This window comes from Agromyces humatus (assembly GCF_021228295.1).
GTDB classification, from domain to species: domain Bacteria; phylum Actinomycetota; class Actinomycetes; order Actinomycetales; family Microbacteriaceae; genus Agromyces; species Agromyces humatus.
Genome location: NZ_JAJQPD010000007.1, coordinates 220,895 through 244,832, shown reverse-complemented (window position 1 = coordinate 244,832; position 23,938 = coordinate 220,895). Strand labels below are relative to the sequence as shown.

The 23,938-nt window shown below is 70.7% G+C and carries 22 protein-coding genes; 12 read left to right on the top strand and 10 right to left on the bottom strand.

Going from position 1 to position 23,938, the window contains the following annotated elements:
- Positions 1-3: 3 nt before the first annotated feature.
- The gene (locus LSF15_RS13660) at positions 4-1,548 is read left to right on the top strand and encodes a CoA-acylating methylmalonate-semialdehyde dehydrogenase (RefSeq protein WP_232499092.1); all 1,545 of its coding nucleotides are present in this window, start codon (positions 4-6) and stop codon (positions 1,546-1,548) included.
- A 22-nt stretch (positions 1,549-1,570) separates the two neighbouring features.
- Here LSF15_RS13660 and LSF15_RS13655 read toward each other — a convergent pair whose 3' ends face one another.
- Positions 1,571-2,344, bottom strand: a complete 774-nt coding sequence (locus tag LSF15_RS13655; protein ID WP_232499091.1) for an enoyl-CoA hydratase/isomerase family protein — start codon at positions 2,342-2,344, stop codon at positions 1,571-1,573.
- Positions 2,345-2,507: 163 nt separating this feature from the next.
- Here LSF15_RS13655 and LSF15_RS13650 point away from each other — a divergent pair, with 163 nt between their 5' ends.
- Complete coding sequence (locus tag LSF15_RS13650; RefSeq protein WP_232499090.1) at positions 2,508-3,584, top strand: VOC family protein; 1,077 nt, start codon at positions 2,508-2,510, stop codon at positions 3,582-3,584.
- 61 nt (positions 3,585-3,645) lie between these two features.
- Here the strand turns inward: LSF15_RS13650 and LSF15_RS13645 are convergent, their stop codons facing one another.
- Positions 3,646-4,593 carry a LysR family transcriptional regulator gene (locus LSF15_RS13645; RefSeq protein WP_232499089.1) on the bottom strand — a complete coding sequence of 316 codons (948 nt, stop codon included), beginning with the start codon at positions 4,591-4,593 and terminating at the stop codon, positions 3,646-3,648.
- 136 nt (positions 4,594-4,729) lie between these two features.
- Between LSF15_RS13645 and LSF15_RS18855 the strand changes: the two genes are divergently transcribed.
- The 5 genes from LSF15_RS18855 (at position 4,730) to LSF15_RS13625 (ending at position 10,021) form a co-directional block, all read left to right on the top strand.
- Entirely contained in the window at positions 4,730-4,852 is a 123-nt protein-coding gene (locus LSF15_RS18855; RefSeq protein WP_269756442.1) for a hypothetical protein, read from the top strand.
- Between the two features lie 194 nt (positions 4,853-5,046).
- Entirely contained in the window at positions 5,047-5,619 is a 573-nt protein-coding gene (pyrE, locus tag LSF15_RS13640; RefSeq protein WP_232499088.1) for an orotate phosphoribosyltransferase, read from the top strand.
- Complete coding sequence (locus LSF15_RS13635; RefSeq protein ID WP_232499087.1) at positions 5,619-8,132, top strand: hypothetical protein; 2,514 nt, start codon at positions 5,619-5,621, stop codon at positions 8,130-8,132. Before pyrE ends, LSF15_RS13635 begins: the two co-directional genes overlap by 1 nt.
- 1 nt (position 8,133) lies before the next feature.
- Positions 8,134-9,078: a ribokinase gene (locus tag LSF15_RS13630; RefSeq protein WP_232499086.1), complete on the top strand. Its 945-nt coding sequence runs from the start codon at positions 8,134-8,136 to the stop codon at positions 9,076-9,078.
- Positions 9,079-9,088: 10 nt separating this feature from the next.
- Positions 9,089-10,021: a nucleoside hydrolase gene (locus LSF15_RS13625; RefSeq protein ID WP_232499085.1), complete on the top strand. Its 933-nt coding sequence runs from the start codon at positions 9,089-9,091 to the stop codon at positions 10,019-10,021.
- Between the two features lie 127 nt (positions 10,022-10,148).
- On the opposite strand, the gene LSF15_RS13620 is transcribed toward LSF15_RS13625, so the two are convergent.
- The 4 genes from LSF15_RS13620 to LSF15_RS13605 form a co-directional block, all read right to left on the bottom strand.
- Entirely contained in the window at positions 10,149-11,909 is a 1,761-nt protein-coding gene (locus tag LSF15_RS13620; RefSeq protein WP_232499084.1) for an LVIVD repeat-containing protein, read from the bottom strand.
- Between the two features lie 322 nt (positions 11,910-12,231).
- A complete protein-coding gene (locus tag LSF15_RS13615; protein WP_232499083.1) occupies positions 12,232-13,029 on the bottom strand; it encodes an HAD-IIA family hydrolase in 798 nt (265 codons plus the stop codon).
- Between the two features lie 116 nt (positions 13,030-13,145).
- Positions 13,146-13,799, bottom strand: a complete 654-nt coding sequence (locus LSF15_RS13610) for a metal-dependent transcriptional regulator (RefSeq protein WP_232499082.1) — start codon at positions 13,797-13,799, stop codon at positions 13,146-13,148.
- Between the two features lie 37 nt (positions 13,800-13,836).
- A complete protein-coding gene (locus LSF15_RS13605; RefSeq protein ID WP_232499081.1) occupies positions 13,837-15,288 on the bottom strand; it encodes an Nramp family divalent metal transporter in 1,452 nt (483 codons plus the stop codon).
- Between the two features lie 71 nt (positions 15,289-15,359).
- On the opposite strand from LSF15_RS13605, the gene LSF15_RS13600 reads away from it, so the two are divergent.
- The gene (locus tag LSF15_RS13600; RefSeq protein ID WP_232499080.1) at positions 15,360-15,701 is read left to right on the top strand and encodes a hypothetical protein; all 342 of its coding nucleotides are present in this window, start codon (positions 15,360-15,362) and stop codon (positions 15,699-15,701) included.
- A 55-nt stretch (positions 15,702-15,756) separates the two neighbouring features.
- Positions 15,757-16,395, top strand: coding sequence for a TrmH family RNA methyltransferase (locus LSF15_RS13595; RefSeq protein WP_232499079.1), 639 nt, complete (start codon positions 15,757-15,759; stop codon positions 16,393-16,395).
- Positions 16,396-16,401: 6 nt separating this feature from the next.
- On the opposite strand, the gene LSF15_RS13590 is transcribed toward LSF15_RS13595, so the two are convergent.
- Complete coding sequence (locus tag LSF15_RS13590; RefSeq protein ID WP_232499078.1) at positions 16,402-17,730, bottom strand: MFS transporter; 1,329 nt, start codon at positions 17,728-17,730, stop codon at positions 16,402-16,404.
- 85 nt (positions 17,731-17,815) lie between these two features.
- Between LSF15_RS13590 and LSF15_RS13585 the strand changes: the two genes are divergently transcribed.
- The 3 genes from LSF15_RS13585 to LSF15_RS13575 all read left to right on the top strand — a co-directional run bounded on the left by LSF15_RS13585 (position 17,816) and on the right by LSF15_RS13575 (position 20,013).
- Positions 17,816-18,469, top strand: a complete 654-nt coding sequence (locus tag LSF15_RS13585; protein WP_232499077.1) for a TetR/AcrR family transcriptional regulator — start codon at positions 17,816-17,818, stop codon at positions 18,467-18,469.
- Positions 18,470-18,550: 81 nt separating this feature from the next.
- On the top strand, positions 18,551-19,567 hold the full coding sequence (locus LSF15_RS13580; protein ID WP_232499076.1) for a magnesium and cobalt transport protein CorA: 1,017 nt from the start codon (positions 18,551-18,553) through the stop codon (positions 19,565-19,567).
- A 77-nt stretch (positions 19,568-19,644) separates the two neighbouring features.
- Complete coding sequence (locus LSF15_RS13575; RefSeq protein ID WP_232499075.1) at positions 19,645-20,013, top strand: nuclear transport factor 2 family protein; 369 nt, start codon at positions 19,645-19,647, stop codon at positions 20,011-20,013.
- Positions 20,014-20,088: 75 nt separating this feature from the next.
- On the opposite strand, the gene LSF15_RS13570 is transcribed toward LSF15_RS13575, so the two are convergent.
- The 3 genes from LSF15_RS13570 to argG form a co-directional block, all read right to left on the bottom strand.
- The gene (locus LSF15_RS13570) at positions 20,089-20,757 is read right to left on the bottom strand and encodes a GAP family protein (protein WP_232499074.1); all 669 of its coding nucleotides are present in this window, start codon (positions 20,755-20,757) and stop codon (positions 20,089-20,091) included.
- Positions 20,758-20,773: 16 nt separating this feature from the next.
- Entirely contained in the window at positions 20,774-22,246 is a 1,473-nt protein-coding gene (gene cls, locus LSF15_RS13565) for a cardiolipin synthase (protein ID WP_232499073.1), read from the bottom strand.
- 162 nt (positions 22,247-22,408) lie between these two features.
- The gene (gene argG, locus LSF15_RS13560) at positions 22,409-23,836 is read right to left on the bottom strand and encodes an argininosuccinate synthase (RefSeq protein WP_232499072.1); all 1,428 of its coding nucleotides are present in this window, start codon (positions 23,834-23,836) and stop codon (positions 22,409-22,411) included.
- Between the last annotated feature and the right edge of the window lie 102 nt (positions 23,837-23,938).

Below are 23,938 nucleotides of genomic sequence, written 5' to 3'. Positions count from 1 at the left end.
CTCATGAGCCAAACCGCTCAACAAGCACAGACACCGACCGAAACCCACACATCGGGCGCCGCAACGGTCGACCACTGGATCGACGGGGCATCCGTCACCGGGTCATCCGATCGCAGCGGGCCCGTCTACAACCCTGCACTCGGCGTCGAGCAGAAGCGCGTGCGCTTCGCGTCCACCGAAGACGTCGACGCGGCCGTGCAGGCCGCGGCCCGCGCGTTCCCCGCATGGCGCGACACGTCGATCGCGAAGCGGCAGGCGGTGATGTTCACGTTCCGCGAGCTGCTCGCCGGTCGCACCGACGAGCTCGCCGCGATCCTCACGAGCGAGCACGGCAAGGTGCTCAGCGATGCCGCCGGTGAGATCGCACGCGGACTCGAGGTCGTCGAACTCGCGTGTGCCATGCCCGGCTACACCAAGGGCGAGTACAGCGAGAACGTCTCGACGGGCATCGACGTGTACACGACCCGCCAGCCGGTGGGCGTGGTGGGCATCATCTCGCCGTTCAACTTCCCGGCCATGGTGCCGCTGTGGTTCTTCCCGCTCGCGATCGCGACCGGCAACACGGTCGTGCTGAAGCCGTCCGAGAAGGATCCGAGCGCCGCCGTCTGGCTCGCGAAGCTCATGAAAGAGGCAGGGCTGCCCGACGGCGTGCTGAACGTGGTGCACGGCGACAAGGTCGCGGTCGACGCGCTGCTGCACCACCCCACGGTGCGCTCGATCTCGTTCGTCGGGTCGACCCCGATCGCGCAGTACATCTACTCGACCGCGACGGCCAACGGCAAGCGCGTGCAGGCGCTCGGCGGCGCGAAGAACCACATGCTCGTGCTGCCCGACGCCGACCTCGACCTCGCGGCCGATGCGGCGGTCAACGCCGGCTTCGGCTCGGCGGGCGAGCGCTGCATGGCGATCTCGGCGGTGCTCGCGGTCGATACGATCGCCGACGAGTTCGTCGCGAAGGTGGCCGAGCGCATGGCCCGGCTGAAGACCGGTGACGGAACGCGCGGGTGCGACATGGGTCCCCTGATCACGCGCGAGCACCGTGACAAGGTCGCGGGCTACCTCGACGTCGCGGCATCCGACGGCGCCGACGTGGTCGTCGACGGACGCGACCCTGACGTCGACGGCGACCCCGACGGATTCTGGATGGGGCCGACCCTGGTCGACAAGGTGCCGACCTCGTCGGCCGTGTACCGCGACGAGATCTTCGGGCCCGTGCTGTCGGTCATTCGCGTCGAGGGCTACGAAGACGGCCTCGAGCTCATCAACTCGAGTCGCTACGGCAACGGCACGGCGATCTTCACGAACGACGGCGGCGCCGCGCGGCGCTTCCAGCGCGAGGTGACGGTCGGCATGGTCGGCATCAACGTGCCGATCCCGGTGCCGGTCGCCTACCACTCCTTCGGCGGCTGGAAGGACTCGCTGTTCGGCGACGCCAAGGCCTACGGTGCGCGCGGGTTCGACTTCTACACGCAAGAGAAGGCGATCACGTCACGCTGGCTCGACCCGAGCCACGGCGGCATCAACCTGGGGTTCCCGCAGCACGACTGAGGCGCCCGCCCCGGGTCGCCGCTCAGCGCTTCGCGAAGGCGGCGATGCGGGCCTGCGCCTCGGGCGTGACGAACGCGGCGGCGATCGTGCGGGCCTCGTCGTCGAGCGCGTCCTGGAACGGCCGCGCGAGCCCCGAGCGCACGAGTCGCTTGGCCTGACCGAAGGCCGCTGTCGCGCCCTCGAGCCACGACTGCGCGATCTCGCGGGCGCGCGCCGCGAGGGCCTCGGGTGCCACGACCTCGGCGACGAGTCCCCACTCGAGCGCCTCGGCCGCCGACAAGGTGCGTGAGGTGAGCGTGAGCTCGAGTGCGCGCCGGGTGCCGACGGCCTCGGGAAGCAGGGTGCTCACGCCGCAGTCGGGCGTCAGCGCGACATCCGCATATCGGCTCGCGAACGTGGCGCCCTCGGCGGCGACGATGAGGTCGGCGACGAGCATGAAGCCGAGTCCGCCGCCGGCGACCGGGCCCTGAACCGCTGCGACGATCGGCTTCGCGCTCTCGCGCAGCGTGCGATGCCCATCGTGGATCTGATCGGCGAGCGATTGGATGACCCGTTCCGCGTCGGGTTCGGACCCCGCGAGCCGCGACATCGCGAGCACGTCGCCGCCCGCGCAGAACGCACGCCCGCTCGCGTCGAAGAGCACGGCGCGGACGTCGTCGCGTTCGGCGATCTCGTGCGCATAGCGCTGCCAGAGGGCGATCGCATGGGGGTCGACGGCATTCAGTCGAGCTGGCCGGTTGAGGGTGAGGTGGGCGAGCCCATCGGTCACGTCGAACAGGATCGCGTCATCGCTCATGGTCGGTGAGTCTAGTTCGGGGGGCAGTGCTCGATGCCTCCGTTGGAGGTCATCGACGGATGTCCGCGCGAGGGGGCTGTCGGTGGCATGCGGTGTCGATGAAATCAACACCAATGTCCATGCATTGGAATGGAAATGCGCGCGACGACGTTGGCAAGTGAGCGTGACTCGCAGACCTGAATCCCGCCCTGCCTCCGTCGGCCCCACACGCCCTGCCCGCCCCGCGCGCACGCGTCGCGCGTGGACGATCGGAGTCGTCGGAGCCGCCGCCGCCGTGCTCGCCGTGGGCGGCGGAGTCTGGGGAATGGTGGCGCTCGCCGGAGGATCCGGCGCGGCCCCGACGTCGGCCTCTGCGGGTTCGACGGGTGAGGAGCCCGCGGAGAGCGTCATCGCCGGCGCCACGCGGATGGGTACGGTCGAACTCCACACGGCCGACCTCGACGCGATGACCGACTTCTACGTCGGGGGTGTCGGCCTGGTACCGCTGAGCGAAGACGAGCCCTCGGTTGCGCTCGGAGCCGACGTCGACGCCGATGCGGGCGCCTCGGCCGAGGAACTCATCCGCCTGGTCGGTGTCGACGCCCCGACCGCGAACCCCGCCGACGCCGGGCTGTACCACACCGCGATCCGCTTCCCCGATGAGCCCGCGCTGGCACGTGCCCTGCTGCGGGTCGGGAGCCTGTACCCGTCGGCCTACCAGGGCTCGGCCGACCATGCCGTGAGCCTCGCGTTCTACTTCGCCGACCCCGAGGGCAACGGCGTGGAGCTCTACGTCGACCGCCCCCGCAACGAGTGGGTGTGGCAGGACGGCGAGGTGCAGATGGGCAGCGCCGCGCTCGATCCGAATGCGTTCCTCGAGGAGCACCTCGACGGCGAGACGGCAGGCATCGCCGACGTCGGCCACGTGCACCTCAAGGTCGGCGACCTCGACATCGCGCGCGAGTTCTACGAAGGCGTGCTCGGTTTCGCCGTGACGGCCGAGGCCGACGGGGCGATCTTCCTGTCGGCCGGCGGCTATCATCACCACCTCGCCGCGAACACCTGGGGCAGCGCGGGTGCGGGAGCGCGCCAGACGACTCTCGGGCTCGGCTCGGTCGAGGTCGTCGTGCCCGTGGCATCCGATCTCGACGCGCTCGTCGCCCGACTCGACGCGGCCGGCGTCGGCTACGAGCATACGGATTCCGCGCTGACGGTTGCCGACCCGTGGGGCACCCGCGTCGCCTTCCGCATCGAGGCCTGATCAGGCTCAGCCCGCCCCAGTCGTGGATCTGGAAATCCGGGTCGGCCCTGACGTGCACGCGTCAGGATTCCGCCACGCTCCGGCCGCCGCGCGACGGATGCCCGTAGGCCTGCTCGAGTCGGGCGGCGCGGGCCACGAGAACGTCGAGCACCGTGCGCACGGCGAGCCGCTCCGCGACATCCGGTCGCACCAGCGCGACGATCTGCCGGGCCGCCGCGACGCCGCGGACCGGCTTCAGCACGATGCCCGGCGGCACGGTGCCCGACGTGATCCGCGGTAGGAACGCGATGCCGAGGCCGGCCTCGATGAAAGCCTCCATGATGCGCATGTCACTGAACCGCTGGCTCACATGCACGCGCTTGCCGCCCTCCTGCTCGATCGCGTGCAGGATGCGCTCGAACGGGTAGCCCGAGGGGACGCCGAGCCAGGTCTCGTCGACGAGGTCGGTCGCCAGGAGGTGCGATCGACCCGCGAGCCGATGGTCGGCGCGCAGGCCGATATCGAGCGGCTCGGTGAGCAGTGGCACGGCCCGGAGCCCGCGACCGCCCCATGGCAGCACGCCCGGCATCGTGTGGGCGAGCACGATGTCGTACTCGGAGGTCAGGTCGGCGAACTCGGCCAACTCGGGATCGAGGTCGGTGGCCCGCAGCACGAGCCCCGAAACGGACTCGAGCTCGGTGATCACGCCCGGCAGCAGGGCCGCGCCGATGGTCGGGAACGTCAGCAGGGTGACCTCGCCGCTCGGGTCGTTGCGGAACTCGTCCCACAGCGCAGTGGCACGCTCGAGCGCGATCGCGACGTCAGCGGCGCTGCGGGCGAGAGCGTGGCCGGCGCTCGTGAGCACGAGCCCGCGCCCGCTGCGCTCGGTGAGCGGCATGCCGGCTTCGCGTTCGAGCACCTTGAGCTGCTGCGAGACCGCCGACGGCGTGCGTGCCGTGGCCTCGGCCACGGCGGTCACCGAGCCGCGCTCGGCGAGCTCGCGAAGCAGATCGAGACGGTTCACATCCATGAAGTAAGGCTACATCGTCATTGTAGAATTGTGAGCTTGTGCTGAAAAGTTGTCAGGCGCACAATTGAAGTGTCGAACACGTGCAACGGCGCACCGGTCATCGACCAGCCAGCAACGTCATTCGAAAGGATCCATCGTGACCAGCGTCATCGTCCTCCTCGCCGCCGCCTCCATCCTCGGCATCATCAGCTCCTTCGTCGTCACCGCGCGCGACGGCTACCGCCGCCAGCCGCGCGAGACGTTCGCGCGCACCGTCTGAGGGCGACGCGAGACGCCCGGAGGTCCGTTCTCCGGGAGCAGGGCCGCTGCGCGGGGGAGGGACACCCCGCGGGGCGGCCCTTCGTCGTCCCCGATCGCGTGCGCAGCGTGTTCGCGGTGCGAACGGATGTCCCTGCCGGGGTTGCCGCGAAGGGCATTCGCCCGTTCTCAGGCGCCGCGCCGTAGAGTATTCGGGTGACCTCAAGCGTTTCCCACGCCGCGACCGACGCACGTCGGCAGCTCATCGACTTCATCTCGGCCGATGCCGTGTTCCATGGTGACTTCACCCTGACCAGCGGCAAGAAGGCCACGTACTACGTCGACCTGCGCAGGGTCAGCCTCGACCACCGGGTCGCACCGCTGATCGGGCAGGTCATGCTCGACCTCATCGCCGACGTGCCCGAGGTCGTCGCCGTCGGCGGCATGACGATGGGCGCCGACCCGATCGCCGCCGCGATCCTGCACCAGGGCGCCGCCCGGGGGCTGGCCTACGACGCGTTCGTCGTGCGCAAAGAGCCGAAGGACCACGGCCGCGGCAAGCAGGTCGAGGGGCCCGACCTCGCGGGCAAGCGCGTGATCGTGCTCGAAGACACCTCGACCACGGGCGGCTCGCCCCTCAAGGCGATCGAGGCGCTGCGCAAGGTCGGCGCCGAGGTGGCCGCGGTCGCCGTCGTGGTCGACCGGGCGACCGGGGCGCGTGAAGTGATCGAGGCCGAGGGCGTGCCCTACCTGTACGCGATCGGTCTCGAAGACCTGGGATTGACCTGATGGTTCGCAAGAAGCACGACGACGACGAAGACGAGGGCACCGACTGGCTGCTCGCGCAACTCGTGACCGGGCGCACGCCTGAGTCGCAGCAGCCGCAGGAACCGGCCGAGGCCGAGCAGCCCGCGATGCCCGAGACCCCAGAACCAGAGCCCGAAGCTGCGGCGCCCACGCAGCCCGACCTTCCGCTGCGTGCACCGTCGCCGCGCCGTGAAGAGGTGCTCGACTGGTTCTCGCTCGCCGAGCCGCCAGCGCCTGTGCCCGCCGACGATGCCGCCACACGCGCGCTGCCCGTGATCGGCGAACCCGGTGAGACGCCGCAGGCCACCTCGGGCGCTCCCGAGCGACCGGCCCCGTCCGACGGACCCCCGGGCCAGCCGCCGCCCGAGGACCTCCCGGCGTGGTCCCCGCCCTTCGTCGCCTCGCCGCCGGCGACTCCCCCCGAGCGCCTGACCCAGGTCGAACCTCCCGTCAGCGAGAGCCTGCGGCCCGTCGAGCCTCCGCCGGGGCCGGTGACCCCGACCGGTCCATTCGCTCTGCGGTGGGGCTCGAACGAGCCCCAGCCCGAGCCCGAGCCCGGCCCTGAGCCCGGTGATTCGGGGCGTGCGGGCGAGCCGTCGCCGCCGACGCCGCCGATGCCGCCCGGTGGTGCGCCGACGGTGCTGCCGTCGCCGCCGACGCCGCCGATGCCGCCCGGTGGTGCGCCGACGGTGCTGCCGTCGCCGTCGCCGTCGCCGTCGAGCGGGTCGGATGCCCCGTTCGCGGGATTCACCCCACCCCCCGTCACGCGCAGCTCGTTCACCCCGCCCCCGAACGACGCCCAGCGGCATCCGACGGCGCCCGATTCCGCGCCTCGCGGGTGGGATGAGCGCGCCTCCGAGCCGCCGAAGTCCGCGGGCTACGACGACGAGCTCTGGGCGGCGCTGAACGAGCCCGAGACCGGGACCCCCTTTCCCGTCCACCCTCCGTCGACGCCCGCGCCGCCGGCCCATCCCGGCGTCGCCCTGAGCCTGCCGCTCACGCCGGCGCCCGCCGAGCCGACGACGACGCCGCCGCCCGCGCCCGCCCCGTTCCCCGCATCCGCATCCGCAGGCGAGCCGCCGAACGAACCACAGGGCGCCGCGCCGATCGACGACCTGCTCGCCGAGCTCGGCAACCGGTGGGCGGCGCGCGAAGCCGCGGCCGACGCGGAACCGGCCGGGCAGCCCGCGCCGACCGCCGACGCTGCCTCGACCACCGACGCTGCGCCGACCGCCGACGCCGAATCCTCGGCCGCGGGGGTGGCCGCGCTCGGACTCGGATTCGACGCGGCCGACGATGCCGCCGTCGACGAGGAGCCCACCCCGGAGACGGGCGGCGAGGCTCCCGCCGACGCCGAGTCGTCGATCGCCCGGCAGGTCGCCGAGGCGGGGTACTTCTGGAACCTCACCCCCGACCCGAACGCCGCCGACCCGAACGCCGACATGTCGAGTGCAGCGGCCACGGTCAATCGCCTGCGCGCGAACTCGCCCGAGTCCGATCCGCAGTTCGAGCCCGACTCCGAGTGGCAGCCCGAGCCCCAGACCGAGCCCGAGCAGCCCGCAGCCGAGCAGCACGAACCGGCGCCTGCGGCGTCCCTCGGCGCCGAGGCATCCGATCACTGGGAACCCGCCGACGAACCCGTCGAGTCCGACGACCACGACCCCCTCGCCGCCCTCTTCGGGGGCGCCGCCGCAACGCCGCCACCGACGCGACCGGCAGCGCCGCTGAACGATCCGTTCGCCGAGCTGGCACCACTGCCTCCGGCCGCAAGCACCGCTCCCGCCTCCGTCTCCGCCGTCGGCGCAGGCACCCCGTTCGGCGTGCCTGGCGCACCCGCCGCACCCGCCGCCGGCGCGCGCAGCGCCTACGACGTCGCGAACTCCGCCCGGGGCGGCTCCGGCGGTTCGGGCACCGGCGGCTCCAGCACGCAGGGCCGCAACAGCCCCGCCCGCATCCTCGCCTGGATCGCCGGCAGCCTCGCCGCGGTGCTCGTGCTCACGGGCCTGTTCTTCCTCGGCACGCAACTCGGCAATGGCACGGCGGCTCCGGCCGAGTCGCCGTCGGCGAGCGCGACGCCGACGCCGACACCCGAACCGACCGCCGCGCAGCCGGTCGGCGTTCACGCCTGGGACGCCCTGTTCGGCGGCGAGTGCATCGACCCGTTCGTGGGTGCCTTCGAAGAGGAGTTCACGGTCGTCGACTGCGCGGCCCCGCATGCCGCGCAGCTCGTGTACCGCGGTGTGCTCCCGGGCGATGCGGCCGCGCCGTTCCCGGGCGAGGCCGAGCTCGCGTCGCAGATGAACCTGCTGTGCACGGCGACCGGCGTGATCAATCTCGCCGCCGTCGCGGGCATGGAAGATCTGCAGGTGCAGGCCGCGTACCCGGTGACCGAGGCGCAATGGGCCAAGGGCGAGCGCCACTACTACTGCTTCGCGAACCGAGCCGGCGGAGAGCCGCTCACGGCCAGCATCGCCGGGCCCGGGCCCGCCGCCTGACATGGCGGTCGGGGCGGGAGCGCTCGTCGTCGTGGGGTCGCTGAACGTCGACTCGACGAGCTACGTCGCCGCGTTCCCTGAACCCGGCGAGACGGTCACGGCGCACGGTTTCGCCGTCGCCCTGGGCGGCAAGGGGTCGAACCAGGCGGTCGCCGCGCACGTCGCGGGCGCCGCCGTCGAGCTCGTCGCCCGCATCGGCGACGACACGAGCGGCGACTTCGCGCTCGCCGCGCTGAGTCGATTCGGCCTGCCGCTCGGGGCCATCGAACGCGTCCCGGATGTCCCGACCGGCGTCGCCCAGATCACCGTCGCCGACTCGGGCGAGAACACCGTGATCGTCACGCCGGGTGCGAACGCCGCGCTCACTCCCGTGGTGGTCGATGCCGAACGCGAGCACCTGGCGGGCGCGAGCCTCGTGCTCACGCAGGGCGAACTGCCCGTTGCGACCATCGACCGGCTCGCCGAGGTCGCGTCGGCCGCGCGGGTGCGGTTCGTGCTGAACCTCGCGCCGCCTGCACCGGTCTCGCCGTCGACGCTCGCCGTCTGCGATCCGCTCGTGGTCAACGAGCACGAGGCGCGCGCGGTCGGCGTCGGCACGGATGTCCCTGCCGAGGCATCCCTCGACACGTGGTCGTCGCTCGCCGCAGACGCGGTGGGCCGCCTCGCCCGCTCGGTCGTGATCACGCTCGGCGCCGCGGGGGCCGTGGCGGCCTCGGCCGACGGCACCTGGGCGGTTGCCGCGCCGAAGGTCGATGCGGTCGACTCGACCGGTGCGGGCGACGGGTTCACCGGAACTCTCGCGGCGTTCCTCGCCGAGGGCCGCCCGCTCGACGAGGCGGTGCGCGTCGCCGTCGCCGCCGGCTCCCTCGCCGTGCAGGCGCGCGGCACGGTCGACTCCTACGCCCCACGTGCCGCGGTGCTCGCCGCCGCCGGCCTCATCGACTGAATCGAGCCGCATGAGCATCCCCGTCATCTTCGACTGCGACCCCGGGCACGACGACGCCCTCGCGCTCTGGTTCGCGGCGGGGCATCCGTCGCTCGACCTGCTCGCGGTGACGACGGTCGGCGGCAACGTGCCGCTCGAGCACACGAGCCGCAACGCCCGCGTGGTGCTGTCGGTCGCGGGTGTCGCCGACGTGCCGGTCGCGGCCGGGGCCGAGGGGCCGCTGTCGCGCCCGCTCGAGACGGCCGAGTGGATTCACGGGGCGAACGGCCTCGGCGGGCCGGTACTGCCCGAGCCGACCGTGCCGCTCGACCCGCGCACTGCGACCGAGCTGATGGCCGACGTGCTGCTCGCGGCCGGTGAGCCCGTCGCGATCATCGCGACCGGGCCGATCACGAACGTCGCCGTGCTGCTGCGCGACCGGCCCGAGCTCACCGACCGCATTCGCGAGATCGTCTGGATGGGCGGCTCGACCGAGCGCGGCAATGCGACGCCCTACGCCGAGTTCAATGCGATGGTCGACCCCGAGGCGCTCGATCTCGTGGTGCGCAGCGGCGTGAGGTTCACCATGGTCGGACTCAACGTCACGCACCGCGCGCTCGTCACCCCCGAGGTGCGTGCGCGCCTCGGGGCGATCGGCAACCGCACGTCGGCGTTCGGCGACGAACTGCTGGAGTTCTTCTGCCGCACCAACGCCGAGGTGTTCGGCATGCCCGACGGCCCGCTGCACGACCCGGTCGCGGTCGCGGTGCTCGCCGACCCCGGCTGCGTGGAACTCGTGCACACGCGGCTCGACGTCGAGCTCACCGGCACTCTGACCCTCGGCGCGACGAGCGTCGACTTCGACGGCATGCTGGCGCGCGAGCCGAACGCGTGGGTCGCGACGGGCATCGACGTCGACCGGTTCTGGGCTCTCGTCGAGGCATCCGTCGCCCATCTCGCCTGAGGTCGCGGGCCACACGCCGAAGCGCGGGCGATCGGGGAGTGAGCCGGACGCGAAAGTGCCCGGCGGCCGCAGCCGCCGGGCACTTTCCGAGAGGGGGAGGCGAGTCAACCGGCCTCCCCGGTCGGCATCAGTCGAGCGTGCCGGCCAGCGCCGTGATCGCTTCCACCAGTGCGGAGTCGGCTGCGGCGCCGGACTTGCGTGCCGCGTTGTCGAGCTGCGCGACGATCGCGCTCGCATCAGCGGGGTTTCCGACGAGCTTCTCGGCCTTGTCGATGTGCTTGCGCACCTCGCTCAGCGCGCCGCCGCTCAGCGCGCCACCGCGCTCGGCCTGATCGACGAAGGACCGAACCACCGCGAAGCTCGGCGCGTGGCCGTACTTCGGCTGGGCCTGCGCGTTGAACGCCGCCAGCCGGTACTCGCCCGCCGCTGCGATCTCGTTCGCGCTGAGGAACTCGCTCGGCTGCAGCGCGAGGCTGTCGAAGCCGCGTCCGATCTCGTTGCCGTAGACGTTGCCGTTGTACCAGTAGGTCGACCAGTAGCCGCCCGTGACCAGACGCGTGGCGTCGTTCGGGCCGCGGTCGAAGTACGCGATCTCGACGGGGTTCGAGCTGTCGGTGAAGTCGAACACCGACAGGCCGCCCTGGTACCAGGCCTGCACCATGATGTCGCGGCCGGGGACCGGGATGAGCGATCCGTTGTGCGCCACGCAGTTCTCCTGCGCGGTCTGGATCGCGGGCATCTTGTAGTAGCTGCGGAACTCGAGCTTGCCGTCGACGATGTCGAAGATCGCGTTGGCCCCCCAGTTCTGCGGGTCCTGGGCGCGGCATCGCGCGGAGCTTCCGCCGCCCCACTCGTCGGTGAACACGACCTTGGTGCCGTCGTTGTTGAACGTCGCCGAGTGCCAGTACGCGAAGCGCGGGTCGGTGACGGCATCGAGGCGCACCGGGTTCACCGGGTCGCTGATGTCGATCAGGATGCCGTTGCCCTCGCACGCGCCGGCCGCGAGACCGATCTCGGGGTAGGCCGTGATGTCGTGGCAGGCGTCGGTCGCCGAGGTGCTCTGCAGCCCTTCGCCGTGGCTTCCACCCGGCCAGAGGCCCGCGGAGCTTCCCGTGGTGGCGTCGGTGAACAGGCGAGCCTTGTTCACGACGGCCGCGTCCTGCGGCGCGGCGAGCGGCACCTTGATGACCTCGACGAGGAAGCGTGCCGACGGTACCGGGTTGCCCTCGGCGTCGAGCTGCGATTCGACGGTGTTCCCGGGCACGTTGATGCAGCCGCCGTCGACCGCGGTGGTCGTGGTGCGCACGCCCGCGGTGCCCGAGACGTACACATAGACGTTCTCGGTGTCGTCGGGGTCCTCGACCACGGTGTGCGTGTGCGAGCCGCGGCAGGTCTGCACCGCCGCCACCTGCACGGGATTGGTGAGATCCGTGATGTCGAACACGCGGACGCCGCGGAACGTCTGCGGGTCCGTCGCCGGAACGGTCGTCGTGCCGCAGTCGAGTCGGCCGGGGCCGGACTCGACCGACATGAAGAGGAGGTTCCCGGCGACCGAGACGTCGCCCTGGCCACCGGGGCACACGAACGTTCCGCTCAGGGTGGGCGCCGCGGGGTCGGAGATGTCGTAGATCTGGAAGCCGAAGTAGTTGCCGGCGATCGCGTGGTCGCCGGTGAAAGCGAGATCCGAGTTCGTCGTGAACGGTGCGGTCTTCTGCTGCGCCGACAGCAGCGCGATGTTGCTTGCCGCCTGCCCCGCGTCGTGCAGGCCGGCCGTGAGTCCTTCGCGGGGATCCGCATCGGTGTCGGCGGAGGCCGAGGTGGCGGTTGCCAGCGAGAGTCCGAGCGTGAGCGCGCCGACGGCGGCCAACGTGCGCGCTCTCCAGCGCAAGCGTCCAGGTGATCGTGTGTTCATGTGAGGAAAGCCCTTTCCGAATCCAACGTTCATCAGCGATGTGGTGCGTTGTTGCTCAACGGGTGATGCATCGGTGCGCTCGTAGGACAACATCGAGCACTTCGCTTCAGGTCACGGATTTTCAGTTGTATGTGCGCGAACCTATCGGGATCTTGGGTTCGAGCGCCACAAAAGTTCGATTTCTCGCGGCACGAAGCTGGGTGTCGGCAAGCGAAAGATGCCCGAGGGCACGCTGAAGCGACGAGTTGCGCGGTATCGCGGCATCGGAAGTGCGGTGAGGTCAGGTGCTTCGCGTGCGCTACAGCTCGGTCTCGACCGGCGCCGGCGCCACGAGTTCGTGCACGCCTGTGAGGATCTCTTCGGGACGGAACGGGTACTTCTCGATCTCGGCCTGGTCGCTGATGCCGGTCAGCACGAGCACGGTGTGCAGGCCGGCCTCGATGCCCGCGACGATGTCGGTGTCCATGCGATCGCCGATCATCGCCGTGTTCTCGGAGTGCGCGCCGATCTTGTTGAGGGCCGAGCGGAACATCATGGGGTTCGGCTTGCCCACGACGTAGGGCTCCTTGCCGGTCGCCTTGGTGATGAGGGCGGCGATCGCCCCGGTCGCCGGCAGCGGCCCGTCGGCCGAAGGGCCCGTGGCATCGGGATTGGTGACGATGAACCGGGCGCCGTTGCCGATGAGTCGGATCGCCTTGGTGATCGCCTCGAACGAGTAGTTGCGAGTCTCGCCGACGACCACGAAGTCGGGGTCGGTCTCGGTCATCACGAAGCCGGCCTCGTGCAGTGCCGTGAGGATGCCGGCCTCGCCGATGACGAACGCCGAGCCGCCCGGAAGCTGCTGCTTGAGGAAGTCGGCGGTTGCGAGCGCCGACGTCCAGATGCGGTCTTCGGGCACGTTGAGGCCCGACGCGCGCAGCCGCGCCGACAGGTCACGCGCGGTGAAGATCGAGTTGTTGGTGAGCACGAGGTAGGGCGTGCCCGAGTCCTCCCACTGCGCCAGCAACTCGGCGGCACCCGGAAGCGCGTGGTTCTCGTGCACGAGCACGCCGTCCATGTCGGTGAGCCAGCACTCGACCTCTTCACGTCGTCCCATGCGTCAAGCCTAGGGTGCGCACGTCACGCGTCGATGTCCGGCGGGTTTCGGGCGGGTATGCCCTCGCGGCGGCGTGCGGGAGATACGGCGGGCGGCACCGGGGCGGATGCCTCCGGCTACGCCGCCATCCAGATCGCGAGTGCGGCCTCTGCGGGCAATCGCCGTGCCGTGCCGTGTGCCTCGACGACGACGGCCTCTGGTGAGACATCCGTCACGGTCACCACCGTGCCCGGGCCGATGCCGCACTCGTGCAGCAGGCGGAGCACGGCGGGGTCACGGTCGCTGATGCGGATGACGGCGCCCGCGTGCCCGGCGGAGGCGTCGCCCATCAGCACCCACGGTTCGCTCACCAGGCTGCCGTCGGCGGCCGGGATCGCGTCGCCGTGCGGGTCGCGCACCGGTCGCCCGAGCCGCACGTCGATCGCCTCGAGCAGTCGGTCTGAGATCGCGTGCTCGAGCACCTCGGCCTCGTCGTGCACCTCGTCCCACGCGTACCCCATCTCATGCACGAGCCAGGTCTCGATGAGGCGGTGCCGCCGCACGACGGACAGCGCGCGGGCGAGCCCCGCATCGGTCAGGCGCACGGCGCCGTAGGGAACGTGCGACACGAGCCCGACGGCCGCCATCTTCTTCACCATCTCGGTGACCGATGACGGCGCGACGCCGAGCCGGTCGGCGAGCACCTTCGGTGTGATGGCGTCGGGCTGCCATTCGGTGTGCGCGTACACCGTCTTCAGGTAGTCCTCGATGGCGGGGCTCGTGGGTGGCATCGGCCTCAGGATACCGGTCGCGCTCGGCCGGCCGTGGTCACGCCCCGGTGAGCACCAGCCAGAGCAGCACGCCGTTGAGCGTGATCAGGAACACGGATGCCGCGACCCCCGCCGCGGTCGTCGCCCAGTGGTTCTTCCACCGGCCGAGCACTCCGGCCTTCGCGGTGAGCGCCACCAGGGGGATGAGCGCGAACGGGATGCCGAACGAGAGCACCACCTGGCTGAGCACGAGCGATGTGGTCGGGTCGAATCCGAGCGCGAGGATCGCGAGCGCGGGGATGAGCGTCACGAGCCGGCGCAGCAGCAGCGGCACCCGAACGTGCAGCAGGCCGTACATGATCTCGGCGCCGGCATAGGCGCCCACCGAGGTCGACGCCAGGCCCGAGGCGAGCAGCCCCACGGCGAACAGCGTCGCGATGACCGGCCCGAGCGCCACCCCGAGCGCCGCATAGGCGCCCTCGAGGCTATCGGTGCCCTCGACGCCGGCGAGGTTGACCGCGGCCAGCAACAGGATGCAGAGGTTCACGGTTCCGGCGATGGCCATCGCGATCGTGACGTCCCACTTGGTGGCGCGCACGAGCGTGTCGGTGGGCACGGCGGTCGCCGTGCCGGGGGTGAGCTCGGGAGCGACATCCGTGCCTCGCCGGATGCCGAACCCGTGCCAGGCGATCTTGCCGGTTGCACCGCTCGGAGCCGCGCCGCCGGAACCGGTCGCACCCCGCTCGCCCGCCTGCTCGCCGCGTCGCGTCGCGAACCGGTCGCGGCTGAGCGCCGAGTGCGCGTAGATCGCGTGCGGCATGATCGTCGCGCCGAGGATCGACGCCGCGAGCAGCACCGAGTTGGCGTCGGCGAAGCGCGGCACGAGCCCGTCGAGCATGCCCGCGGGGCTGGGCGGCGCCACGAACACGCCCACCGTGAAACCGATCGCGATGATCGCGAGCAGGCCGATGATGACGAACTCGAACGTGCGCGGTCCGCGCCGTGACTGCAGCACGAGCAGCCCGATCGACACGGTGCCCGTGATGAGACCGCCCCAGATGAGCGGTATCCCGAAGAGCAGGTTGAGGGCGACCGCACCGCCGATGACCTCGGCGAGGTCGGTGGCCATGGCCACGAGCTCTGCCTGCAGCCAGTACGCGCGGCGCCCCCAGCGGCTGCGGATGCGCCCGCCGAGCACCTCGGGCAGGCTGCGGCCGGTGACGATGCCGAGCTTCGCCGAGAGGTACTGGATGAGCCACGCCATGACATTGCCGAGCACGACCACCCAGACGAGCAGGTAGCCGTACTGCGCGCCCGCCGTCATGTTGCTCGCGACGTTGCCGGGATCGAGGTACGCGACGCCTGCCACGAGTGCCGGCCCGATCAGCCAGGCGGCGCGCGGCACGCTCGTGCGGCGATCATGGCGAACGGATGTCGCGCCCGCACCGTTCGCAGCGGTGGGGTGCTCGGCGTGGTCGGCGGCGATCTCGCCCTCGAGGGTTTTCGGCATTCCGAAATCGTAGCAAGGTTTCGGTACACCGAAAAGTCTGGAACCCCGTATCGTTGGAGGAGGGGAATCACATGGTGCTGCGTCGACCGGTATGGCGGTCCCGTTCGCGACTCGAGGCGGCAGAACCGCCGGTCGCGGACGATGATCCGTACGCGCAATACCTGCGCTGGATCGAGGCGGGACGCCCCTCGCTGGACGATTCCGAGCACAGAGTCGGAACGCCGGGCGGCGGCGACCGCGACGCCGACCTGGTCGCGACCGACGACGACACGCTCGACGAGCCGGCCGACGAGACTCCGGCGGGCGTCACGGCCGCCGCGACGCCGAGCTCCGGTCACGTGAACGCCATCGAACCGTCGACCGGTGCGGTCGCGTCGATCCGGCGCCGGTTCCGGCTGTTCGGCCGGCGCTGAGCCGCGCTGTCGACCCGCGCGACCCACCACCGCAGGCGGGCCGTAGCCTTGCAGGGTGGAATCCGAACCGACGCCCGAGCCCGCGAAGTCCCATGGCGTCGGCCCGTGGCCCGGCGGCAGGCACGAGTGGCCCGACGACTCGCACTACGATCACGACCTGCTGGCCCACGGCGACACCCGCAACGTCATCGACCGCTACCGGTACTGGCGCCTCGACGCGATCGTCGCCGATCTCGACGAGCACCGCCACCCGTTCCACGTCGCCATCGAGAATTGGCAGCACGACATGAACATCGGATCGATCGTGCGCAGCGCCAACGCCTTCGCCGCCGACACCGTGCACATCATCGGCCGCCGCCGCTGGAACAAGCGCGGTGCGATGGTCACCGACCGCTATCAGCACGTGCACTACCACCCCGATGTCGCGGACTTCGTCGTCTGGGCGCGCACCGAGGGGCTGCCCGTGGTCGCGGTCGACAACGTCGAGGGCTCGCGCCCGGTCGACGAGGCAGGCCTTCCCGAGCGATGCGTGCTGCTGTTCGGCCAAGAGGGCCCGGGCCTCAGCGCCGAGGCGCTCGCCGCCGCCGACCTCGTGGTCGAGATCACGCAGTACGGGTCGACCCGCTCGATCAACGCCAGTGCCGCCGCGGCGGTCGTCATGTACGAGTGGGTTCGCCGCTACGCGCCTCGCTGACGCGCCTCACGAGCGCGAGGTCGTGCAGAGGGCGTCGTCGACGACCTCGCTGGCGAGGCCATCGTGCGCCGCAGATCCGGCGGATGCCGCGTGCTCGGGTTCGCCCGCCGGACGGCGCGGGCGCGCTGCGCGCACCACGAGGAGCCCGCCCGCCGCCATGAGCACGACCGCGATCGCGGTGCCGCCGAAGAGCGCAAGCGGTCCGCCCGCGTCGTACGCGATGCCCGAGAGCGCGGCCGCGATCGTCGCGGTGAGCAACCCGAACGCCCGCATGAGGCCCTGCGATGCACCGGCCCGCGCTGCGGGCACCGCCTGTGCCATCGCGGCGGCCGCACCGATGAACGCGAGCGCCTGGCCGCTCGACTCGAGCAATCCGACCCCCGTGGCCACCCACGGATTGCCGATGACGCCGTAGATGGCCACGATCGGCACGAGCACGACGGCGCCGCGCACGAACGCCGAAACGCCGCCGTGCCGGTCGGCGAGGCGACCCGCCCAGCCCGCGACGAGTGCGAACGGCACGGCGAAGAGGGCGTAGCTGAGCGCGGTGAGCCATTCGCTCGCGCCGATGTCGGTCATGAATCGCGGCCAGATGCCGTCGTAGGCGCCGGTCGGCACCATGATCGCTCCGTACAGCAGCAGCACGCCGACGACCATCGGCGAGCGCAGCAGGTCGAAGCTCACGCGCGGCGGCCGGGTCGTGATGCCCCCGGATGCCGCAGCCCCCGGCCCCGCCGGCGCCGCTGCCGTGCGCTCCCGGAACGTCAGCACAACCGGCACGATGCCGAGCGCGACCGCCAGTCCCGACCAGGCGAGGATCGCCCCCGGTGAGGCGAACGCGATCGTGAGTCCCGACGCGAGCGGGCCCAGCGCGATGCCCGCGAGCTCTGCGGCACCGAGGCGGCCGAGCGACTCACCGGCGCGTGCGGGATCGACGCGCACGAGGAGCGCGCTCGCAGCGGCCATGAACACGCCGAAGCCGAATCCGCCGACCGCGCGGGCGGAGACGAGGTGCCAGGTCTCGGTGGCGAGCGCGGAGCCGATGAGGGCGACGGCCATGAGCAGCACGCCGGCAACGCCCATCGTGCGGGCACGGCCGCGGTCGGCGTAGGGCGCGACGACGAGCTCGGCGATGAGGGAGGCGGCGAATCCTGCCGCGGCGACGAATCCGATGCCGGCGGTCGAGATGCCGAGCTCGGTCTGCAGGGTCGGAAGCAGGGGGAAGATGACCAGTGAGCCCGACGACATGAGCACGGTCGCCGTCACGACGCCGGTGGTCAATCGGCGGCGATCGGTGTCGAGGGCGTCGGCGGACGCCGTCCTTGTTGTCCGCATGGACAGTACGGTAACACCCGTTGTCCATGCGGACAAGAGGCTCTACGCCAATTGTCCATCCGGACAAGAGCGGTACGATGGTGGCATGGCAGCCCGGTTGGATCCCGCGGTGCGACGGGAGCAGATCCTCGACGCGACGCTGCGGCTCGTGGCCCGCGACGGCTTCGCGCGGGTGACCCTCCGCGACGTCGCCGCCGAGGTGGGCGTGGTGCACGGCCTCATCCGGCACTACTTCCCGACCCGAGAGGGGCTCGTCGCCGAGGCGTTCGACGCCGCGGTGCTCGCCGAGCTCGAGGGCGACGAAGAGGTCGCCGAACGCGTCGAGCCCGTCGAGGCGCTCGCAGACTGGCTCACCACGACGCCGCGCGACCACTACTTCGTGTGGATGGACGCCTGGAGCGAGGCGCAGCGCAATCCCGAGTTGCTCGCCTCGCTCAGCCGTCACCATCGCGACTGCGAACGGCGCCTCGCGCGCATCATCGAACGACTCGCCGAATCGGGTCGCGGCGCCAGCGACGACCCCGCGGCCGACGCCAAGATGCTCACCGCACTCGTCGACGGCATCGCCGTGCAGCACCATGCGATCGGGCTCATCGACCAATCCCGGGCCGATCGGATCGTGTACACGGCCGCCGAAGACCGACTCGGCATCGAACACGGCACGCTCGCACGCTCCCGCCCGAAGGCGGCCCGCGGGCAGTGGGTCGCAGGCGCGACCGCGGGCAGCACGGCCGGCTGAGGCATCGGCACGCGAATGCCGCGAATCGGCCTGCCGCGTGTCGGCAGACCGCGCACCGCACGGCACGCGAGACTTGGGCCGATGCCGGTCATCGACAACGCGATCTACCGTGGCGGCGCGCGCGTCGCCACGCCGTCGACCCTCGAAGAGACCTTCGAGGCACGTGAGGCGCACCGCGGGTTCGCGTGGATCGGCCTCTACCGCCCGACCGATGCCGAGCTCGACGCCGTCGCGACCGAGTTCGGCCTGCACCCGCTCGCCGTCGAAGACGCGCGCAAGGGGCACCAGCGGGCGAAGCTCGAACGCTACGGCGACACGCTCTTCGTCGTGCTGCGGCCGGCCAGGTACCTCGACGACGTCGAGCAGGTCGAGTTCGGCGAGCTGCACGTGTTCGTCGGACCCGGCTTCGCCATCACGATCCGCCACGCGGAGTCGCCCGACCTCGGCAAGGTGCGCCACCGACTCGAGGCGACGCCCGAGCTGCTCGCGAAGGGCCCCGAGGCGGTGCTCTATGCGGTACTCGACGAGGTCGTCGACGAGTACTCGCCCGTCGATCAGGGGCTCGAGAACGACATCGACGAGATCGAGGAGCAGCTCTTCTCGGGCGACCCCGAGGTCACCAGGCGCATCTACGACCTCGCGAGCGAGGTCATGGAGTTCCAGCGCGCGACCCGGCCGCTCGTCGACATGTTCGGCGCACTCGAGCGCGGGTTCGAGAAGTACGACGTCGACCTCGAGCTGCAGCGCTACCTTCGCGACGTGAAAGACCACGTCATCCGCATCGTCGAGCGCGGGGAGTCGTTCCGCCAATTGCTGCAGAACGCACTGCAGGTGCACGCGACCCTCGTCGGTCAACGCCAGAACGAGGAGATGAAGCGGCTCACCGAGACGAGTCTCGCGCAGAGCGAGCAGACGAAGAAGATCTCGAGCTGGGCGGCCATCATCTTCGCGCCGACCCTGATCGCTTCGGTCTACGGCATGAACTTCACGTACATGCCCGAACTCGACTGGGGCATCGGCTACCCGGGCGCCCTGGCGCTCATGGGCGGCTTCGCGCTCACGCTGTACCTGATCTTCAAGCGCCGCAACTGGCTGTGAGCAAGCGGATGTCGCAACACGGCGGGGATTCGCCATCCGCCCTTCCCGCGGCATCCGATCGCGGTTAGCGTTGGCACATGACCGAGATCACCGACGATCTGCCCGCCCGCCTGCTGCACGAGGAGCACGCCGGATGGCGTGCGATCGTCGAGGGCCGCGGCGGTGAGCACTACCAGCGGTCGATGACCCGCGACGCCCTCATGGTCGTCGACGGGGCGATGCTCGGGCGCGACGAGGTCATGGCCGCGTTCCGCAGTGTGCCGCCCTGGGAGTCGTACGAACTGCACGAGCCCGCGGTCATCCGCCTCGGCGACCGCGCCGGCATCGTCGTCTATCGCGCCGTGGCGCGGCGCGGCGACGACTCCGTGAACCTGCGCATGTCGACGACGTACCTCTACGACGACGGCGCGTGGCACGTGGCCGCGCACCAGCAGACGCCGGCCTGACGCCGATTCGACCTGTCGACGTGGTGTCGCGGGTTCGAGTCCCGCCCTCGCAACCGGCGGAACCGGTTCGAGGTGTCAGAGGTTCGCCAGACCCGCCCCGATGATGACCACGCCGATGAGCAGCAGGATGAGTGCGGTCACCGTGGCGCTGTTGTGCGCGAGCCATTCCTTCAGTTCGACGAGCCTCGGTTGCATCCCCTTGCGATCGACCAGCGACAGGATGACCGGCACGGCGACGGTCAGCGCGCCGATGATCGTGTAGATCGCGATCACGATCGCCGACTCGCCCGCCGAGAGCGTGGCGGCCCGGATCGCGATGCCCGCCGCGATGGCGAGCAGGAGGCCCTTCGGCCGGATGTTGAGGGCGAAGGCGATCCCGAAGGCACTCCACGGCCCGAGCCTGTCGACGGTGGCCAGCCACTTCGGGAGGGCGTCCGAGGGGTGGCGACGGGCACGGCGCCACTCCACGATCGCGACCACCACGATCGCGATACCGACGAGGATCTCGGCGACGGCGATCGCCGTCGCCTCGCGCCGATCCGATCGGGGCGCCGGGATCGCCTGGGCGCCGATGGTGCAGAGGGTCACGATCACGGCCATGCCGAGGACCCAACCGATCAGGAAGGGGAGACCGGTGCGTGCGCCCTTCGGGGAGAGCAGGATGACGATCGTCGCCATGATCGGCACCGAGCTGATCGCCACGGCGAGCGCGATCGGGAGGATGTGGCCGATCGCCTGGAGCATCCCTCGTTCCTTCCTGCTACTGCAGCGCCGACGTCAGCCGCGCGATGCCGTCGAGGAACGTGGCCGAGGACGGCTCCTGCTCCCACTCCTCGAGTGTCAGCTGCCGGCCGATGTCGCGGTATCCCTGCTCGACCGCTCGCATGTCGGCGACGAATGACGTGCCGCGCACGAGCATGCACACCTCGAAGTTGAGGTTGAACGAGCGGATGTCCATGTTGCTCGACCCGATCACCGCCACATCGTCGTCGATCGAGAGGTGCTTCGCGTGCAGGATGTACGGGCCCGGGTACAGCCAGATCTGCACGCCCGCCCGCAGCAGCGCCCCGTAGTACGAGCGCTGGGCGTGCCACACCGACCCCTGATCGCCGATCTCCGAGACGAACAGCTGCACGTCGAGTCCACGCAGCCGCGCTGAGGTGATCGCGTACATCATCGCCTCGTCGGGCACGAAGTACGGGCTCGTGATGATCACCCGTTGCTGCGCCGAGTTCACGAGCGAGAGGAAGAGCCGCAGGTTGTTCTCGCCGTCGAACGCCGGACCGCTCGGCACGATCTGGCAATCGAGCGCATCGGGCGACGTGTCGAAGGGGACGACCGTCGCGCGCACGTTCTCGTCGTCGGTGAGGAGTTCGTCGGTCTCGGCGTACCAGTCCGAGAGGAACACGGAGTTCAGTGCCGTCACGGTCGGACCGGTGATGCGGGCGACGAGCTCCTGCCACTGCAGCCCCCGCTTGAGGTTCTTCTTCGCGTTGTAGCTGCGGTCGATCAGGTTCTGCGAACCCGTGTACCCGACCCGGCCGTCGACGACGACGATCTTGCGATGGTTGCGCAGATCGGGGCGCTGGTACTTGCCCTTGAACGGCTGCACCGGAAGCATGAAGCTCCACTTCGCGCCGATGCGGTCGAGCTCGGCGTACGTGGCCTTGTGGGTCGCCGAGCGCCCGGTCGAGATGTGGTCGAGCAGCACGCGCACGACGACGCCGCGCTGCACGGCACGTTCCATGGCCGCGAAGAACCCGCGTGTCGTGTCGTCGAGCGACACGATGAAGAACTCGACGTGCACGAAGCGCTCGGCCGTGTCGACGTCGGCGGTCATCGCGTCGATCGACGCCTGATAGTCGCCGATGAGCGTGGCCCGGTTGCCCCCGACGGCGGGCAGGGCGCCGAGGCGCCGGTTCTGCTCGACGACGGTCGCGAACCACGTCGGCCAGGTCGACCGGTCGGGGGCGAGGTCGAGGCCGTCGCTGCGCTCGGTGATGAGTCGATTGACCTCGGCCTGGCGCACCCGCCACTTCTTCGGCAGCTTGATGTTGCCGATGAGCAGGAACAGCACGATGCCGACGAACGGGATCAGGAAGATCGCGAGCAGCCAGGCCATCGCGGCGGTCGGCTTGCGGTCGCGCGGGATGACGATGAGCGCGATGACGCGGATGACCCAGTCGAACAGCACGAGCACGAGGCCGAGGATCGCCGCGGTCTCGGTGCTCACGACGAGACATCCGTTCGTGCCATCGCGTCGCCGGCCATCGTGACCTCCCGAGGGATGCTGCCCGCCGTCCCGAGCGCCGACCGGCCAGTCGTCTGAGTATGGCACCGCCCCCGGCTCCGGGAAAGGAGCGGGGGCGGAGCGTCGATCGTGCCGCGGCGTCGGTCAGTCGGTGCCGAGGTCGAACGCCGCGGCCTCGTTCGCGGCATCCGTCGCGGCATCGAGGTCGGTCTCGGTCTCACCCGCCGAGATCTCGGCGAACCCGCCCGACGTGAGATCGCCGACGAGCTCGGCGGTCGCACCGCCGACGATGCCCTGCATCGCATACTGCTCGAGGCGGGCGCGCGAGTCGGCGATGTCGAGGTTGCGCATCGTGAGCTGGCCGATGCGGTCCTCGGGGCCGAAGGCAGCGTCGCCGACGCGCTCCATCGAGAGCTTGTCGGGGTGGTAGCTGAGCGCGGGGCCCTCGGTGTTCAGGATGGTGTAGTCGTCGCCGCGGCGCAGGCGCAGCGTGACCTCGCCCGTGATGGCCGAGCCGACCCAGCGCTGGATCGACTCGCGCAGCATGAGCGACTGCGGGTCGAGCCAGCGGCCCTCGTACATGAGGCGACCGAGGCGGCGGCCCTCGGCATGGTAGTTCGCGATCGTGTCTTCGTTGTGGATCGCGTTGAGCAGGCGCTCGTAGGCGATGTGCAGCAACGCCATGCCCGGCGCCTCGTAGATGCCGCGGCTCTTCGCCTCGATGATGCGGTTCTCGATCTGGTCGGATGCCCCGAGTCCGTGCCGCCCGCCGATCGCGTTCGCTTCGTAGACGAGCGCGACGGCATCGGCGTACTCGGTGCCGTTGATCGCGACGGGCCGACCCGCCTCGAACCGGATCGACACCTCCTCGGTGGCGATCTCGACCTCGTCGCGCCAGGCCGCGACGCCCATGATCGGCTCGACGATGTCGAGGCCGGTGTCGAGGTGCTCGAGCTTCTTCGCCTCGTGAGTGGCGCCCCAGATGTTCGCGTCGGTCGAGTACGCCTTCTCGGTGGAGTCGCGGTATGGGAAGCCGCGCGCGACGAGCCACTCGCTCATCTCTTTGCGGCCGCCGAGTTCGGTGACGAACGCGGCGTCGAGCCACGGCTTGTAGATGCGCAGGCGCGGGTTGGCCATCAGGCCGTAGCGGTAGAACCGCTCGATGTCGTTGCCCTTGTAGGTCGAGCCGTCGCCCCAGATGTCGACGCCGTCCTCTTTCATGGCGCGCACGAGCAGGGTGCCGGTGACGGCGCGGCCCAGCGGTGTGGTGTTGAAGTACGTCTTGCCGCCCGAGCGGATGTGGAACGCGCCGCACTGCAGGGCGACGAGGCCCTCTTCGACGAGGGGGGCCTTCGCATCGACGGCGCGGGCGATCTCGGCGCCGTACTCCTTGGCGCGGCCGGGCACCGCGGCGATGTCGGGTTCGTCGTACTGGCCGATGTCGGCGGTGTAGGTGCAGGGAACCGCGCCCTTCTCGCGCATCCACGCGACGGCGACGGAGGTGTCGAGACCACCGGAGAAGGCGATGCCGACGCGTTCGCCGACGGGCAGGCTGGAGAGGACTTTCGACATGCCCACCAGCCTACTTGTGGCTCGTCGGCCGAGTCGCCGCGCGGTGGGGTATCGAGACCGTGCACGACGACGTCGCGGCTGTCAACCCGCGCGCCCCCCGGA

Bases quoted from the DNA above. Each gene is read 5' to 3' on its own strand.
- LSF15_RS13660 (WP_232499092.1), top strand. From the start codon at position 4: ATGAGCCAAACCGCTCAACAAGCACAGACACCGACCGAAACCCACACA.
- LSF15_RS13655 (WP_232499091.1), bottom strand. From the start codon at position 2,344: ATGAGCGATGACGCGATCCTGTTCGACGTGACCGATGGGCTCGCCCAC.
- LSF15_RS13645 (WP_232499089.1), bottom strand. From the start codon at position 4,593: ATGGATGTGAACCGTCTCGATCTGCTTCGCGAGCTCGCCGAGCGCGGC.
- LSF15_RS13635 (WP_232499087.1), top strand. From the start codon at position 5,619: ATGGTTCGCAAGAAGCACGACGACGACGAAGACGAGGGCACCGACTGG.
- LSF15_RS13630 (WP_232499086.1), top strand. From the start codon at position 8,134: ATGGCGGTCGGGGCGGGAGCGCTCGTCGTCGTGGGGTCGCTGAACGTC.
- LSF15_RS13625 (WP_232499085.1), top strand. From the start codon at position 9,089: ATGAGCATCCCCGTCATCTTCGACTGCGACCCCGGGCACGACGACGCC.
- LSF15_RS13615 (WP_232499083.1), bottom strand. From the start codon at position 13,029: ATGGGACGACGTGAAGAGGTCGAGTGCTGGCTCACCGACATGGACGGC.
- LSF15_RS13610 (WP_232499082.1), bottom strand. From the start codon at position 13,799: ATGCCACCCACGAGCCCCGCCATCGAGGACTACCTGAAGACGGTGTAC.
- LSF15_RS13605 (WP_232499081.1), bottom strand. From the start codon at position 15,288: ATGCCGAAAACCCTCGAGGGCGAGATCGCCGCCGACCACGCCGAGCAC.
- LSF15_RS13600 (WP_232499080.1), top strand. From the start codon at position 15,360: ATGGTGCTGCGTCGACCGGTATGGCGGTCCCGTTCGCGACTCGAGGCG.
- LSF15_RS13590 (WP_232499078.1), bottom strand. From the start codon at position 17,730: ATGCGGACAACAAGGACGGCGTCCGCCGACGCCCTCGACACCGATCGC.
- LSF15_RS13585 (WP_232499077.1), top strand. From the start codon at position 17,816: ATGGCAGCCCGGTTGGATCCCGCGGTGCGACGGGAGCAGATCCTCGAC.
- LSF15_RS13580 (WP_232499076.1), top strand. From the start codon at position 18,551: ATGCCGGTCATCGACAACGCGATCTACCGTGGCGGCGCGCGCGTCGCC.
- LSF15_RS13575 (WP_232499075.1), top strand. From the start codon at position 19,645: ATGACCGAGATCACCGACGATCTGCCCGCCCGCCTGCTGCACGAGGAG.
- LSF15_RS13570 (WP_232499074.1), bottom strand. From the start codon at position 20,757: ATGCTCCAGGCGATCGGCCACATCCTCCCGATCGCGCTCGCCGTGGCG.
- argG (WP_232499072.1), bottom strand. From the start codon at position 23,836: ATGTCGAAAGTCCTCTCCAGCCTGCCCGTCGGCGAACGCGTCGGCATC.